The following is a 13,086-nucleotide window of genomic DNA, read 5'->3' on the forward strand; positions in this document are numbered from 1 at the left end:
GCGCAGCCGATGTTTTCAACGGTCCGGGCGGTACGCGGAATCGAGCGTGAGCGTACCCACGGCGCGTGACACGCAGGCGCAGATGCGCGTGGTCGCCTGCTTCTCGTGCGGGCTCAGGAACACGTCGCGATGATCGACTTCGCCGTCCACGGCCAGCACGTCCATGGCGCACAGGCCGCACTCGCCGCGCTTGCAGTCCGACAGGGTCTGCACGCCGGCCGCATCGAGCGCGTCGAGCAAAGTGCAGTCGGCCGGCACGGTGATCGACAGGTCGTGGCGCGGAATGCGCACGGTGAAGGCCTGCGTCGCAAGCCGGCCGCTGCTGCCGAAGGTTTCGAAACGCAGGTCGGCGAGCGGCCGGCCGGCCGCGGCCCAGGCGCGCTTGACGGCCTCGAGCATCGGCACCGGGCCGCAGGTGTAGAGCTGGCCGCCGGGCGGCAGCGCGGCGATGGCGGCGTCGAAGTCGATGGGCGCGGCGCCTTCGTGCGCCTGCACGCCGGCCTCGCCCAGCGCGTCGCGCAGGGTGTCGAGGTAGCCGAACTCGCCCGCGTGGCGCGCGCCGTACAGCATGGCCACCGGCACGCCGCGGCGTCGGGCCAGCGCGCCCAGGCGCTGCGCCATCAGCACCAGCGGCGTGATACCGATGCCGCCGGCCACCAGCAGGTAGCCGGGCGCCGCGAGGTCGAGCGGAAAGTGGTTCTGTGGCGCGCTCACCTGCAGCCGGTCGCCCTCGGCCAGCCGCCACATCGCGCGCGAGCCGCCACGGCCGTCGTCCAGCCGCTTGACGGCGATGCGCCAGCAGCTGCCGTCGCCCTCGCCCACCAGCGAGTACGAGCGCGTCTGCACGCGGCCCTGCTCGGTCATCACCTGCACCTGCAGGTGGGCGCCGGGCTCATGCGCGGCGACGAAGTCGGTGTCGGGGCGCAGCGTGAACTCGCGCACGGTGGGCGTGACGTCGCGCAGCGCCACCACCTGCGCCTGCATCCATTGAAGATCGCTTTTCATCGGGGAACACCAGCGGGGAAAGAAAGAAAAAAGAAGTCGTCGATCAGCCGCGACGGCGGATCAGTTGCACACCCGGCAGCGGACGCTGCTCGGCGCTCGGCGTGCCGTGCAGCGCCTCGCGCAGGTTGCGCCGCGCGATGCGGCTGTGCTCGCGCATCAGCGCCTCGGCGCGCGAGCCCTCGCCGGACTCGATGGCGTCGAGCACCTGCAGGTGCTGGTCTTGCGCGATCACGAGCATGTCGCGCGCGGCCGGCGAATTGGCCTGCACGATGACGAAGCCCGAGGGCGAGGCGAACGGCAGGTTGACCACGCGCTCCAGCTGCTGCGCGATGACCGGGCTGCCCGCCATCTCGCACAGCAGCGCATGGAATTTCTCGTTGTGCGTCACGTAGCGCGAGAAGGCCGCGTCGTCGAGCGCGGGCTCGCGCAGCAGTTCGTCGATGCGCGCGAGGCAGGCGCGCGCTTCGCGCAGCACCACGGGCGCCGCGCCGCGCTCGGCCGCCAGCCGCGCCACGAGGCCTTCGAGCGTGCCGCGCAGTTCGATCGCGTCGGCCACGTCGCGTTCGGAAAAGGTGCGCACCGCATAGCCGCCATTGGGCAGGGCTTCGAGCAGGCCTTCCTGTTCGAGGCGCATGAGCGCGCTGCGCACCGGGGTGCGCGACACGCCGAGCTGTTCGGAGATGGCGACCTCGGCGATGCGCGCGCCGCCGGGCAGCTCGCCCGCCAGGATCATTTCGCGCAGCCGCAGCTGCGCCTTCACGGCCTGCGAGCTGCCGCTGTCGCCGGGCTCGGCGGGAGAGACGGTGGCGACCTTCATCACGCGGCCTGGCTCTCTGGGGCGGGACGGATCGGGATCGCGGCGCGCGCGGGCCGCTCCTTCTCGATCATGCGGTCGATGAGGCGGCGCGCCCACATCGAGCCGGCGTCGATGTTGAGGTTGTAGAACTGGTGGTCGGGGTGCTCGTCGATGGCTTTCTGCTGCGCCTCGAGCACGATCTCGTCCTCGCGGAAGATGCCCGAGACGCCCTCGCGCAGCTCGTGCGTGAGGCGCTGCTCGCCCAGGCAGTAGTTGCGCGCGAAGGCCCAGAAGTACAGGCAGGTCTTGTCGGTCTCGGGCGTGATGGTGTTGAGCACATAACCGTTGACGCCCTTGCTGCGGTCGCCGGCGTTGTCGTTCGACGGCACCGCGCCGCTGCCCGCCTCGGCCACGCCGACGTCGATGTTCACCGTGCACGGGCCTTCGAAACGGATGATCTGCCAGCGGTCGACCTTGCCCGTGTAGCCGCGCGCGTGGCGGATCTGGTTGCCCCAGAACGGCGGCGCGTCGATGTTCTCCATCCAGCGCGTGACGGTGGCCGAGCGGTCGCCGTGCGTGGCCACGAAGGGCGCCTCGGCCACCTCGCGGTTGCCGATGGACGAGCCGTGCACGAAGGTCTCGTGCGTGAGGTCCATGAGGTTGTCGACCACGAGGCGGTAGTCGCAGTTGACGCGGATCATCTTGCCGTCGCCGGCCCAGGCCGGGTCGTCGTTCCAGTGCATGTCGGGCACCAGCGCCGGGTCGGCCTTGGCCGGGTCGCCGGGCCAGATCCACACGAAGCGGTGCTTCTCGACCACCGGAAAGCTGCGCACGCAGGCCGAGGGGTTGAGCGTTTCCTGGCTCGGCATGTGGGTGCAGCGACCCTGGCTGTTGTAGACCAGGCCGTGGTAGCCGCAGACCAGCTCGTCACCCTCGAGGCGGCCCAGCGACAGCGGCATCAGCCGGTGCCAGCAGGCGTCTTCGAGCGCGGCCACCTGGCCGTCGGTGCGGCGGAACAGCACCACTTTCTGGTTGCAGATGGTGCGTGGCAGCAGCGCGTGACGCACTTCGACGTCGTAGGCGGCGGCATACCAGGCGTTGAACGGAAAGGCGGTCGTGGGCGTCTTCATGAATACGCAATGTATACAGAACAACGAGAAATTCCAGCATGAAACCCCTTATTCGAGGGTAAATACTGACGTATACGTATACAAACAGGCTTTTCACGAAGGCGCTAGGATTCCGCTCGTTCACAGTCACGACGGAGTTCATTCCATGTCCCAGCATGCCGCCCTGCCCGCCCGCTACGACCACGTGGGCAGCTTCCTGCGCCCGCAGTACCTGCTCGAAGCCCGCGAGCAGAAAGCCAAGGGCCAGATCACGCCCGAGCAACTGCGCGAGGTCGAAGACAAGGCCATCACCGAGATCGTCCGCTTCCAGGAAGACATCGGCCTGAAAAGCATCACCGACGGCGAGTTCCGCCGCACCTACTTCCACATCGATTTCCTCGACCAGCTCGGCGGCGTGAAGACCGACATCCCGGTCACCATCCGCCGCCCCGACGGCACCGAGGAACTGGCGCCGCCCGCGATGCGCGTGATCGACAAGGTGCGCCACGTGAAGGACATCCAGCTCGCCGACTTCCAGTACCTCAAGAGCCAGGTCTCGGCCGGCCGCACGCCGAAGGTGACGATCCCCTCGCCGACGATGCTGCACTTCCGTGGCGGGCGCGCCGGCATCAGCAAGGACGCGTACCCCGAGCTCGACCCCGTGTTCTACGACGACGTGGCCAAGGCCTATGGCGACGAGCTGCGCTCGCTGGCCGCGGCCGGCTGCACCTACGTGCAGATGGACGACACCAACCTCGCCTACCTGTGCGACGAGCACATGCGCGAAGCCGCCCGCAAGCGCGGGGACGACCCGAACGAGCTGCCGCACCGCTATGCAGCCTTCATCAACAAGGTGGTGGCGCAGAAGCCGCCGGGCATGCTGCTGGCCATGCACCTGTGCCGCGGCAACTTCAAGAGCACGCACGCCGCGGCCGGCAACTACGAGCCGGTGGCCGAGGCGCTGCTGAAGGAAATGGACCTCGACGCCTACTTCATGGAGTACGACGACGCCCGCTCGGGCGACTTCAAGCCGCTGCGCTACCTGCCCAAGGGCAAGACGGTGGTGCTCGGCCTCGTGACCACGAAGTTCGGCGAGATGGAAGACAAGGACGAACTCAAGCGCCGCATCGAGGACGCGAGCAAGTACGCCTCGCTCGACCAGCTCGCGCTGTCGCCGCAGTGCGGCTTCTCCAGCACGGTGCACGGCAACAACATCGCCGTCGAAGCGCAGCGCAACAAGCTGCGCCTTGTCGTCGAAACCGCGCAGGAAGTCTGGGGCTCGACCTGACGCGCGGTTTCTGTTGAAGTCGGGGGCATGACGACGACGCAGATTTACTCCGGCCCCCTCAGCATGTTCGGCGCAAAGGTGCAGATCGCCGCGTACGAAAAAGGCATCACTTTCGAGCTCACCATGGTGCCGTTCACCACCGACGACGCCTACGAGCCCAAGCACCCCGAGGTGCTGCGCGTGAACCCGGTGAAGCAGCAGGTGCCGGTGCTGGTCGACGACGAGGTGGCGCTGTTCGATTCGACGCAGATCTTCGAGTACCTCGAAGATCGCTACCCGCAGCCCGCGCTGTGGCCCGAAGGCATTGCCGACCGGGCCCGCGCGCGGCAGTTGGAGCAGAAGTCGGACGAGGTGTTCTTCCCCAACGTCATCAAGCTCTTCGGCCTGCAAGACGCCATGCAGAGCGCGCCGGCCGTCGCCGCATGTGCCGGCTGCGCGCGCTTCTACGAAGAGATGGAAGGCCTGCTCGCCACGCGCGAATACCTGGCCGGCCCCTACTCCTTCGCCGACATCGCCTTCTACATGGCGCATGTGTTTGCCGACCGCAAGGGCGCCGGCATGACCGATGCCACGCCGCGCCTCGTGGCCTGGCGCGAGCGCGTGGGCGCGCGGCCCGCGGTGCGCGCGGTGGTCGATCCGATGATGCGGTTCCTGGCTTCGCAAGGGCGCGGCGTGCCGGCCTTCTTGCAGCGCTGAGCGGGCACCGAGGCATCACCCGCCCATGCCGGACACCCTCTTCGACTGGCTGCCCTCCCCTTCGCAGCATTTTCTTGTCGTCACTTTCGCGTTGCTGGTCTATGTGCTGACCACGCGCACGCGCCGCGAGCAGCGCGCCCCCACCACCGCCATCGCGTGGGTCATGGGGCTGGTGCTCATGCCGTACGTGATCCTGCCGATGTACCTGCTGTTCGGCCAGCGCAAGCTGCGCCCGGCCGGCGCGCCCCGGCCGCCGCGTTCGCTGCCGCCGGGCCACTGGGCGGCCGACCTGATCGAGAGCTTCGGCCTGGCGCCGCCCGGGCGCTGCGCGATCCGCATGCACGCCGACGGCGAGGCCGCGCGCGAGGCGCTGTTCGAGGTGATCGACGGTGCGCGCCAGCGCCTGGACGTGTGCACCTTCATCATCGGCGACGACGCGCTCGGCCACGCCGTGCTGGCGCGGCTCGCGCAGCGCGCGCGCGAGGGCGTCAAGGTGCGCGTGCTGCTCGACGGCTTCGGCGCGCTCTCGCTGCCGCGCCATCACTTCGACCGGCTGCGCGCGGCGGGGGGCGAGGTGGCGGTGTTCCGCCCCTTCTTCAGCCTGCGCCGCATCGGGCCGCGCAACCTGCGCAACCACCGCAAGCTCACCATCGCCGACGACCGCTGGCTGTGGTCGGGCGGGCGCAACCTCGCGGGCGAGTACTTCTCCGGCAACGACAAGCACCCCGAAGCCTGGCACGACCTGTCCTTCGACCTGCACGGCAGCGTGGCCGCCGCCGCCGCGCGCCAGTTCGACCACGACTGGAGCTCGGTGCGCGGGCGCAAGGCGCGCGCCATCACCGCCGCCGACGTGCCCGCAGGGCCCGGCTGCGCGATGGCCCAGTTCCTGCCGAGCGGCCCCGACCAGACCGAGGACACGGCGCACGCGCTGCTCATCGACGCCTGCTTTCGCGCCGAGCACCGCATCCTCGCGATCACGCCCTACTTCGTGCCCGGCGACGGCCTGCGCGACGCGCTGCGGCTCGCCGCGCGGCGCGGTGTGCAGGTGACCATCGCGATGCCCGCGCAGTCGAACCACCGGCTGGCCGACTTCGTGCGCGCACGCGCCATGCGCGACCTGGCGCGCGCGGGCGTGAGCTTTCGCATGCTGCCCTTCATGGCCCACGCCAAGGCCGTGGTGGTCGACGACGAACTGGCGATGTGCGGCTCGATCAACCTCGACCTGCGCAGCCTGCTGCTGAACCACGAGGCGGCGGTGGTGTTCTACGGCCACGACGACATCGAATGGCTGGCCGAATGGATCGAGACCACCGCCTCGGCCGGCGAGCCCTACCGCGCGCGGCGCCCGGGGCTGCTGCGCGACGTGGCCGAAGGGCTGCTGCTGACCGTCGCCTTCCAGCTGTAGGTGGGCGGTGCATCGCCCAAGATGCACGAATGCAACACAATTGCAACCAATTGAACATTCACACTAGAATCGCCACCGGTTCCGGTGGATGACCGTTCTTCCGGAGCCCCCTGCATTGCGGGGCAGCCCGCTCCGGCCCGGCCTCATGGGGCCCACCGAAGCGCCATTCGTACCGCCGTTGTCGTGAGAAAGTGCCCAAATAACAGGCACCACTACAGCGAGGCCAGTTCCCTTCCTACGAGCCCAGAAATTAAGATAAAGGTTCACTGATTGTTACCACATCGTGGGGAGGAATGAGCGGTCCGCCCGCCCTCTGCACTGAATGAGCAACCAGTAGTCCCCCCGCACTTCAGAAGCATCGGCGTCCGTCAGGGCGTATCGCCTTCGGCGACCTCGATGCGATGCAGGAGCGTGACCGGCAAAGGCGGTCGCCGCGGGGTCTGTGCGCTGGGCGCCGGGCGACACCTTCGCGCGGCCCGAAGCGGTCCCCTTTGTTGTCGATCACTGCCGGATTCCCCTGAGCACGGGGAGAAAAATCGATGCCTTTCATTGATTCGCTGCTGGCGCTCGCGCGCCGGCTGGGCGCAGCCTTGCCTGTCGTTTGGGCCCTGCTGCTGCCGTTGTCCGCCGCCCCGACCTGGGCGGCCCTGAACGAAGTCGGCCGCGCCACGCCGAGCGTGCACCGCCTGCGCTTCTTCATCGACCCGCAACTGGCGGCCGACATCGGCGCGCCCGAGGCCGGCCGCCGGCTCGCGCAGTACGTGGCCGACCTCAACACCGTGTTCCAGCGCGAGACCGTGCGCAGCTTCACCTTCGACCCTGCGAAAGACCTGCAGGTCGTCGCGCCCGGCGCGGCGCCGCCCTGCGGCTTCAACGGCGTGGCGGGCGGCGAGATCGTGCTGTGCGTCGGCCCCTCGAAGCGCGGCTACAGCCACGGCGGCCTGACCACCAGCACCACCTTCCCGCCCACCGGCGTGACCTGGAACCTGAACTGGACCGCCATCCACGACCCGCTGCGCCTGTCGCGCGCCATCACGCCGGCCGCGCCCGAGTCCACCGAGAAGGACTACCTCGGCCGCCAGCTCAAGACCCTGCTGCACGAGCTGGAGCACGTGTTCGGCGCCGGCTCCGGCGAGTACTACAACGCCATCGCCGTCGCCGACACCACCGAGACCGCGCCCGCCAGCGACCTCGCCCTCGTGAAGCACACCGACCGCTACTGGTGGACGCGCCAGCACTGGCGCCTCGATCCGCTGCTGGGCACCGTGTTCGAGCAGCGCTACGACCCGGCCGCCAACCGCGTCGCCACGCTCGGCCTGATCCGCTTCACCGAAGGCACCAAAGCACAGATCAACACCGACTGGCGCGACTGGCCCAAGCTCGGCAGCTCGAAGTTCATGGCCGCGACCACCGCCACGCAGGTGCGCGTGACCGAGCGCGAGAGCGGCGCCGCGCTGGCCGGCGCGCCGGTGTCGGTGTGGCGCGACCCGGGTGCCGGCAAGCCGCTGGAGCCTATCGCGCAGGGCACGACCAACGCCGACGGCCGTTTCGTCTTCGACTGGCGCTGCGGCTTCAGCTGCTTCGCCGTCGGCAAGACCACGCTGCTCGTGAAGGCCCAGGCCCCGGGCCGCGCGCCGGGCGCCACCTGGTTCACCATCTTCGATGCCTTCGAGCAGAAGGCGGTGCAGGGGCAGGCGGCCTTCACCATCGACCTGCCGCTGGGCGTGCCCGACAGCCAGAAGCCGGCCGTGTCCCTGGCCGCGCCCGCGATGGCGACCGTGGGCCAGCCCGTGGCGCTGGCGCCCGTGGCGGTCGACAACGTCAGCGTCTTCGGCGTGAAGGTGATCGGCACCGACAGCCTGCCGATCTGCACCTTCACCGCCCCGCCCTACACCTGCCACTGGACGCCGACTGCGCCGGGCGTGCAGATCATTCGCGTGATCGCCATCGACGCGGCGGGCAATGCCGAGGTCGCGTCGGCGCAGGTGATCGTGCGCGCGCCCGCCGACACCACCGCGCCGACGGTGACGCTGAACGTGCCGCCCATGGCGGCGTCGGCCGCCGGCCTGCCGGTGCGGCTGTCGGGCAGCGCGACCGACGATGTCGGCGTGGCCGAGCTGGTCTTCATCGTCGACGGCAAGACCGTCTGCGCGCTGCGCGCCGCGCCCTACGCCTGCAGCTGGACGCCCGCGCGCGCGGGCCTGGCCAACATCGAGCTGCGCGCCACCGATGCGGCGAGCAACGTCGCCACCACCTCGGCCACTGCGCGCGTCGGCGCGGAGTGGCGGCCCGAAGACCTGTAAGAGGTAGCGCTCAACGCCGGTTCGTGAAGCTGGCGTTGCCCAGCCCGGTGCCGATGGTCAGCACGCCCCAGTGGCGCACGTCGCGCATGAAGGGCAGCTCGCTCAGGCCCTGCACCACCGCGTCGTTGTGCATGAGCACCAGCGTCGCGCCCGAGCCGATGATCGGCAGCCGCCGCCACAGCGCGGCCGGCAGGTGGAAGGCCCGGCTCTCCCAGTCGCCCGGCAGGTTCTGCGCGCCGCGCGCGATCGAGCCGTCGGAGCGGATCAGCCCCGGGCAGCCGATGCCGATGAAGGGCGCGAGCCGGATCTTGCGGCGCTCGGCGTAGACGACCATGTCCTCGAGCATGTCGGCGATGCGTTCGACCATGTGGCTGCGGTTCGGGCCGTCGTCGGCGTGGCGCCACTTCTCGCGCTTGACCACTTTCGCGCGTGAGAAGTCCGGCGCCTTGCGGTGGCGCGTCTTCACGATGCCGCAGCGCACGTTGGTGCCGCCGATGTCCACCGCAAGAATCGCGTCGTGCCCCTTCAACAGTGCGGGCGGCGTCAGGTGCGCCCAGCCGATCAGCCCGCCGTCGTCGACGTTGTGCGACAGCCGGCCCAGCTGCACATGCACGCCCAGGTCTTCGAGCATCGCGCCCGCCTCCAGGATCGCGCGCTCGCCCACGTCGCTCTCGGGAAAGCCGCCGCCGACCACGATGCGCTGCATCTTGCGCCACGAGGGCTGGCGCACGAAGCGCTGGACCACGAAGGCCAGCTCTTCCGCGAATTCCTCGATGGCGCCATGCATCACGTCGCCGGCGGCCGTGGCGGTCTTTTCCTGCAGCGCGCGGTCGAGCTGCTTCTTGCTCAGGTCGCGCGAATGGGCCGCGCCCAGCGGGTCGCGCCCGGTCTTGCGGCGCCGCTTGCGCCAGCGTTCGAGCAGTTCGCGAAACGCCGTCTGGCTGGCCTGGTCGCCGACGAAGCCGTCCTTGTCGCGCAGCTGCAGGCTGTAGCCGTCCACGCGCAGGCCGGGCAGCTCGCGCAGGCCGTGGATGTCGGGACCGGGGGGCGCGTGCCTGGTTTTTTTCATGACGGCCACTATGGGCCGCCGCACGGCCCGGGCGCATCGGCTTCGCGCACCACGGCGTGTAGGAGACGGACGGGTACAGCGGGCGCGGCGATGCCGATACACTGACCCGGATGCACCTGCCTCGCAGCTTCTGGCACCCCGCCCTGTGGCTTTTCGCGATGCTCTGGCTGGCCGCCGCCGCACCCCGCGCGCAGGCCGCCGACGAGACGCTGCGCGTCGGCTCCAAGCGCTTCACCGAGTCGTACATCCTGGCCGAGGTGCTGGCACAGACCGCCGCGCCGCACACTGCATCGCCGCCCGTCGTGCGCCAGGGGCTGGGCAACACGGCCATCGTCTACGAAGCGCTGCGTTCAGGCGCCATCGACCTGTACGCCGAATACACCGGCACCATCGCGCTCGAGATCCTCAAGGGCTCGCCCGCCGACACGCGCGAGGCCATGAACGCCGCGCTCGCACCGCTCGGCCTCGGCGTGGCGATTCCGCTGGGCTTCAACGACGGCTACGCGCTGGCCGTGCGCGCCGCCGACGCCGACAAGCTCGGGCTGCGCACGCTGAGCGACCTCGCCAAGCACCCCGAGCTGCGCATCGGGCTGTCGAACGAATTCATCGGCCGCGCCGACGGCTGGAAGGGCCTGGCCGCGCGCTACGGCTTCACGCAGACGCCCACCGGGCTCGACCACGGCCTGGCCTACGAAGCGATGACGGCCAAGCAGATCGACGCCATCGACATCTACACCACCGACGCCAAGATCGACCACCTCGGCCTGCGCGTGCTGGTGGACGACAAGCAGTACTTTCCGCGCTATGACGCCGTGGTGCTCTACCGCCTCGACCTGCCCGCGCGGCTGCCGAAGGCTTGGGCCGCATTGCAGGCGCTCGAAGGCAAGATCGACGAGCACGCCATGATCGCGATGAACGCACGCGCCGAACTGCAGGGCGTGCGCTTCGACACCATCGCGCGCGACTTCCTCGCCGGCGCCACGAAAGACGGCAAGACGCCGCCGAGCGCTGCGCGCGGCTTCACGGCCAAGCTCTTCGGTCCCGACCTCTGGCCGCTCGCGCGCCAGCATCTGCTGCTGGTGGCGGTGTCGGTCGGCGTGGCCATCCTCATCGGCGTGCCGCTCGCGATCCTCGTGTTTCCGCACCTGCGGCTGCGCGCCGTGGTGCTGGGCTTTGCGAGCGTGATGCAGACCGTGCCCTCGCTGGCGCTGCTCGCGGTGCTGATCTCGTTGCTTGGCGCCATCGGCGCCCTGCCCGCGCTCATCGCGCTCACGCTGTATTCGCTGCTGCCGATCATGCGCAACACCGTGACCGGGCTGGCCGAAGTGCCGAACGGACTTCGACTGGCCGGCACCGCGCTGGGCATGACGCCGCCGCAGAGCCTTCAGTTGGTGCTGCTGCCTCTTGCATTGCCCACGCTGCTGGCGGGCGTGCGAACCGCCACTGCGATCGCCATCGGCACGGCCACCATCGCGGCTTTCATCGGCGCAGGTGGTTTCGGTGAGCGCATCGTGACGGGGCTGGCACTCAACGATCGCGAGCTGTTGATGGCGGGTGCGTTGCCGGCTGCCGCGATGGCGCTGATCAGTGAAGGGGTCTTCGAACTGATCGAGTTCCTGATGCGTCGCAGCCGCAGGGCGCCATTGGCCTGAGCTGTTTCGGGGCGACGCTCCCGCCGACGCGGTGCCTTGCTTCGCGAATGTCCCCCGGGCTTCGCCCTCCTCCTTGATTTCGCTGCGCAAGGCACCGCATCGACGTGAGCGTGTTCAGTGCGGTCGTTGATGGGCTGCGCACCACCGCCGCTTCCCGTGCGCAGGACACTGGGTGCTTCCCGCAGCGAAATCAAGGAGGAGGCCGAAGGCCGGGGGACATTCGCGGAGGGAAGTACCCGGTGGCCTGCGCACGCGCCCCGAAAAACACAGGCGTAAAAAAGCCCCCGACTGGGGGCTTCCAACAATTCAGAAAGAGGCGTTAGGCCAACGTGTAAGCCGTCTTCACCGTCGTGAAGAACTCCTGCGCGTACTTGCCCTGCTCTCTCGGTCCATAGCTCGATCCCTTGCGACCACCGAACGGCACGTGATAGTCCACCCCCGCCGTCGGCAGGTTCACCATCACCATGCCCGCCTGGCTGTGCCGCTTGAAGTGCGTCGCGTACTTCAGCGAGGTCGTCGCAATGCCGGCCGAGAGACCAAACTCGGTGTCGTTCGCCGTCGCCAGCGCTTCTTCGTAGTTCTTCACACGGATCACGCTCGCCACCGGCCCGAATACCTCCTCGCGGTTGATGCGCATGTTCGCGGCGGACTCGCTGAACAGCGCCGGCGACATGTAGTAGCCGTCCGTCTCCAGCTTCAGCAGTTCGCCGCCGGCCGCCAGCGTGGCGCCCTCGCCCTTGCCGATGGCGACGTATTCCATGTCCTGGTCGAGCTGTGACTTCGACGAGACCGGCCCCACGTCCGTGCCCTGCGCCAGCGCATCGCCGACCTTGATCTTCGCCATGCGCGCCTTCATCGCCTCGATGAACTTCGGATAGATGCCTTCGGTCACGATGAGGCGGCTCGACGCCGTGCAGCGCTGGCCGGTCGAGTAGAACGCGCTCTGCACGCTGAGCTCCACGGCCTGCGCGAGGTCGGCGTCGTCGAGCACCACCTGCGGGTTCTTGCCGCCCATTTCGAGCTGCACCTTCTTGTGGTTGGTGACGCACTGGATCGCGATGTTGCGGCCCACGCCCACCGAGCCCGTGAAGCTGATCGCGTGGATGCCGGGATGGTTGACCAGCGCATCGCCGATCACGCTGCCGCGCCCCATCACGAGGTTGAACACGCCGGCCGGAATGCCCGAGCGGCTGATGATCTCAGCCAGCGCCCAGGCGCAGCCCGGCACGAGGTCGGCGGGCTTGAGCACCACGCAGTTGCCAAAAGCCAATGCGGGCGCGATCTTCCAGGCGGGAATGGCGATGGGGAAGTTCCACGGCGTGATGAGCCCGACCACGCCCACCGGCTCGCGCGTGATCTCCACGCCGATGTTCGGCCGCACTGACGGCAGCACCTCGCCCGACAGGCGCAGGCACTCGCCCGCGAAGAACTTGAAGATCTGCCCCGCGCGCGTGGCCTCGCCGATGCCTTCGGCCTTGGTCTTTCCTTCTTCGCGCGCCAGCAGCGTGCCCAGCTCTTCCTTGCGCGCCAGGATCTCGGTGCCGATCTTGTCGAGCGCATCGGAGCGCGCCTGGATGCTGCCCATCGCCCAGGCGGGGAAAGCGGCGGTGGCGGCGGCCACGGCCGCATCGACCTGGCCCTTGTCGCCCTGCGTGTACTGGCCCAGCACGTCGGCCAGGTTGCTGGGGTTGATGTTGGGGCTGTAGCTTTGGCCGGCCAGCCATTCGCCGTTGATGAGGTTGTTGAATTCAGTCATCGTCGAT

The 13,086-nt window shown here is 69.2% G+C and carries 10 protein-coding genes; 5 read left to right on the top strand and 5 right to left on the bottom strand.

Features of this window, described 5'->3' with window-relative positions:
- Positions 1-15 precede the first annotated feature (15 nt).
- The 3 genes from FFI97_RS12265 to FFI97_RS12275 are packed head-to-tail and all read right to left on the bottom strand — an operon-like array spanning position 16 to position 2,931.
- Positions 16-1,005 carry a PDR/VanB family oxidoreductase gene (locus tag FFI97_RS12265; RefSeq protein ID WP_062470620.1) on the bottom strand — a complete coding sequence of 330 codons (990 nt, stop codon included), beginning with the start codon at positions 1,003-1,005 and terminating at the stop codon, positions 16-18.
- A gap of 43 nt (positions 1,006-1,048) precedes the next feature.
- A complete protein-coding gene (locus FFI97_RS12270) occupies positions 1,049-1,822 on the bottom strand; it encodes a GntR family transcriptional regulator (RefSeq protein ID WP_095950656.1) in 774 nt (257 codons plus the stop codon).
- Complete coding sequence (locus FFI97_RS12275; RefSeq protein WP_139705396.1) at positions 1,822-2,931, bottom strand: aromatic ring-hydroxylating dioxygenase subunit alpha; 1,110 nt, start codon at positions 2,929-2,931, stop codon at positions 1,822-1,824. Before FFI97_RS12275 ends, FFI97_RS12270 begins: the two co-directional genes overlap by 1 nt.
- Positions 2,932-3,076: 145 nt before the next feature.
- Between FFI97_RS12275 and FFI97_RS12280 the strand changes: the two genes are divergently transcribed.
- From FFI97_RS12280 to FFI97_RS12295, 4 genes are all read left to right on the top strand, one after another.
- Positions 3,077-4,198 carry a 5-methyltetrahydropteroyltriglutamate--homocysteine S-methyltransferase gene (locus FFI97_RS12280; RefSeq protein ID WP_062470629.1) on the top strand — a complete coding sequence of 374 codons (1,122 nt, stop codon included), beginning with the start codon at positions 3,077-3,079 and terminating at the stop codon, positions 4,196-4,198.
- 27 nt (positions 4,199-4,225) lie between these two features.
- Positions 4,226-4,894: a glutathione S-transferase family protein gene (locus FFI97_RS12285; RefSeq protein ID WP_139705393.1), complete on the top strand. Its 669-nt coding sequence runs from the start codon at positions 4,226-4,228 to the stop codon at positions 4,892-4,894.
- Positions 4,895-4,919: 25 nt separating this feature from the next.
- Positions 4,920-6,299 (top strand): phospholipase D-like domain-containing protein, encoded by a 1,380-nt coding sequence (locus FFI97_RS12290; protein WP_139705391.1) that lies wholly within the window; start codon positions 4,920-4,922, stop codon positions 6,297-6,299.
- 539 nt (positions 6,300-6,838) lie between these two features.
- Positions 6,839-8,602, top strand: coding sequence for an Ig-like domain-containing protein (locus FFI97_RS12295; protein WP_185993602.1), 1,764 nt, complete (start codon positions 6,839-6,841; stop codon positions 8,600-8,602).
- Between the two features lie 10 nt (positions 8,603-8,612).
- On the opposite strand, the gene FFI97_RS12300 is transcribed toward FFI97_RS12295, so the two are convergent.
- A complete protein-coding gene (locus FFI97_RS12300; RefSeq protein ID WP_139705389.1) occupies positions 8,613-9,671 on the bottom strand; it encodes an ROK family protein in 1,059 nt (352 codons plus the stop codon).
- Positions 9,672-9,781: 110 nt separating this feature from the next.
- On the opposite strand from FFI97_RS12300, the gene FFI97_RS12305 reads away from it, so the two are divergent.
- Positions 9,782-11,323: a glycine betaine ABC transporter substrate-binding protein gene (locus FFI97_RS12305; protein WP_139705386.1), complete on the top strand. Its 1,542-nt coding sequence runs from the start codon at positions 9,782-9,784 to the stop codon at positions 11,321-11,323.
- 319 nt (positions 11,324-11,642) lie between these two features.
- Here FFI97_RS12305 and FFI97_RS12310 read toward each other — a convergent pair whose 3' ends face one another.
- Positions 11,643-13,079, bottom strand: a complete 1,437-nt coding sequence (locus tag FFI97_RS12310; protein ID WP_139706619.1) for an aldehyde dehydrogenase family protein — start codon at positions 13,077-13,079, stop codon at positions 11,643-11,645.
- Positions 13,080-13,086 lie beyond the last annotated feature (7 nt).

Source organism: Variovorax sp. KBS0712 (assembly GCF_006323185.2).
GTDB lineage: Bacteria > Pseudomonadota > Gammaproteobacteria > Burkholderiales > Burkholderiaceae_C > Variovorax > Variovorax boronicumulans.

What these genes read in the sequence shown, in the direction of transcription:
- FFI97_RS12295 (WP_185993602.1), top strand. Translation starts at nt 6,839, where the DNA reads ATGCCTTTCATTGATTCGCTGCTGGCGCTCGCGCGCCGGCTGGGCGCA.
- FFI97_RS12310 (WP_139706619.1), bottom strand. Translation starts at nt 13,079, where the DNA reads ATGACTGAATTCAACAACCTCATCAACGGCGAATGGCTGGCCGGCCAA.
- FFI97_RS12275 (WP_139705396.1), bottom strand. Translation starts at nt 2,931, where the DNA reads ATGAAGACGCCCACGACCGCCTTTCCGTTCAACGCCTGGTATGCCGCC.
- FFI97_RS12290 (WP_139705391.1), top strand. Translation starts at nt 4,920, where the DNA reads ATGCCGGACACCCTCTTCGACTGGCTGCCCTCCCCTTCGCAGCATTTT.
- FFI97_RS12270 (WP_095950656.1), bottom strand. Translation starts at nt 1,822, where the DNA reads ATGAAGGTCGCCACCGTCTCTCCCGCCGAGCCCGGCGACAGCGGCAGC.
- FFI97_RS12300 (WP_139705389.1), bottom strand. Translation starts at nt 9,671, where the DNA reads ATGAAAAAAACCAGGCACGCGCCCCCCGGTCCCGACATCCACGGCCTG.
- FFI97_RS12280 (WP_062470629.1), top strand. Translation starts at nt 3,077, where the DNA reads ATGTCCCAGCATGCCGCCCTGCCCGCCCGCTACGACCACGTGGGCAGC.
- FFI97_RS12285 (WP_139705393.1), top strand. Translation starts at nt 4,226, where the DNA reads ATGACGACGACGCAGATTTACTCCGGCCCCCTCAGCATGTTCGGCGCA.
- FFI97_RS12305 (WP_139705386.1), top strand. Translation starts at nt 9,782, where the DNA reads ATGCACCTGCCTCGCAGCTTCTGGCACCCCGCCCTGTGGCTTTTCGCG.
- FFI97_RS12265 (WP_062470620.1), bottom strand. Translation starts at nt 1,005, where the DNA reads ATGAAAAGCGATCTTCAATGGATGCAGGCGCAGGTGGTGGCGCTGCGC.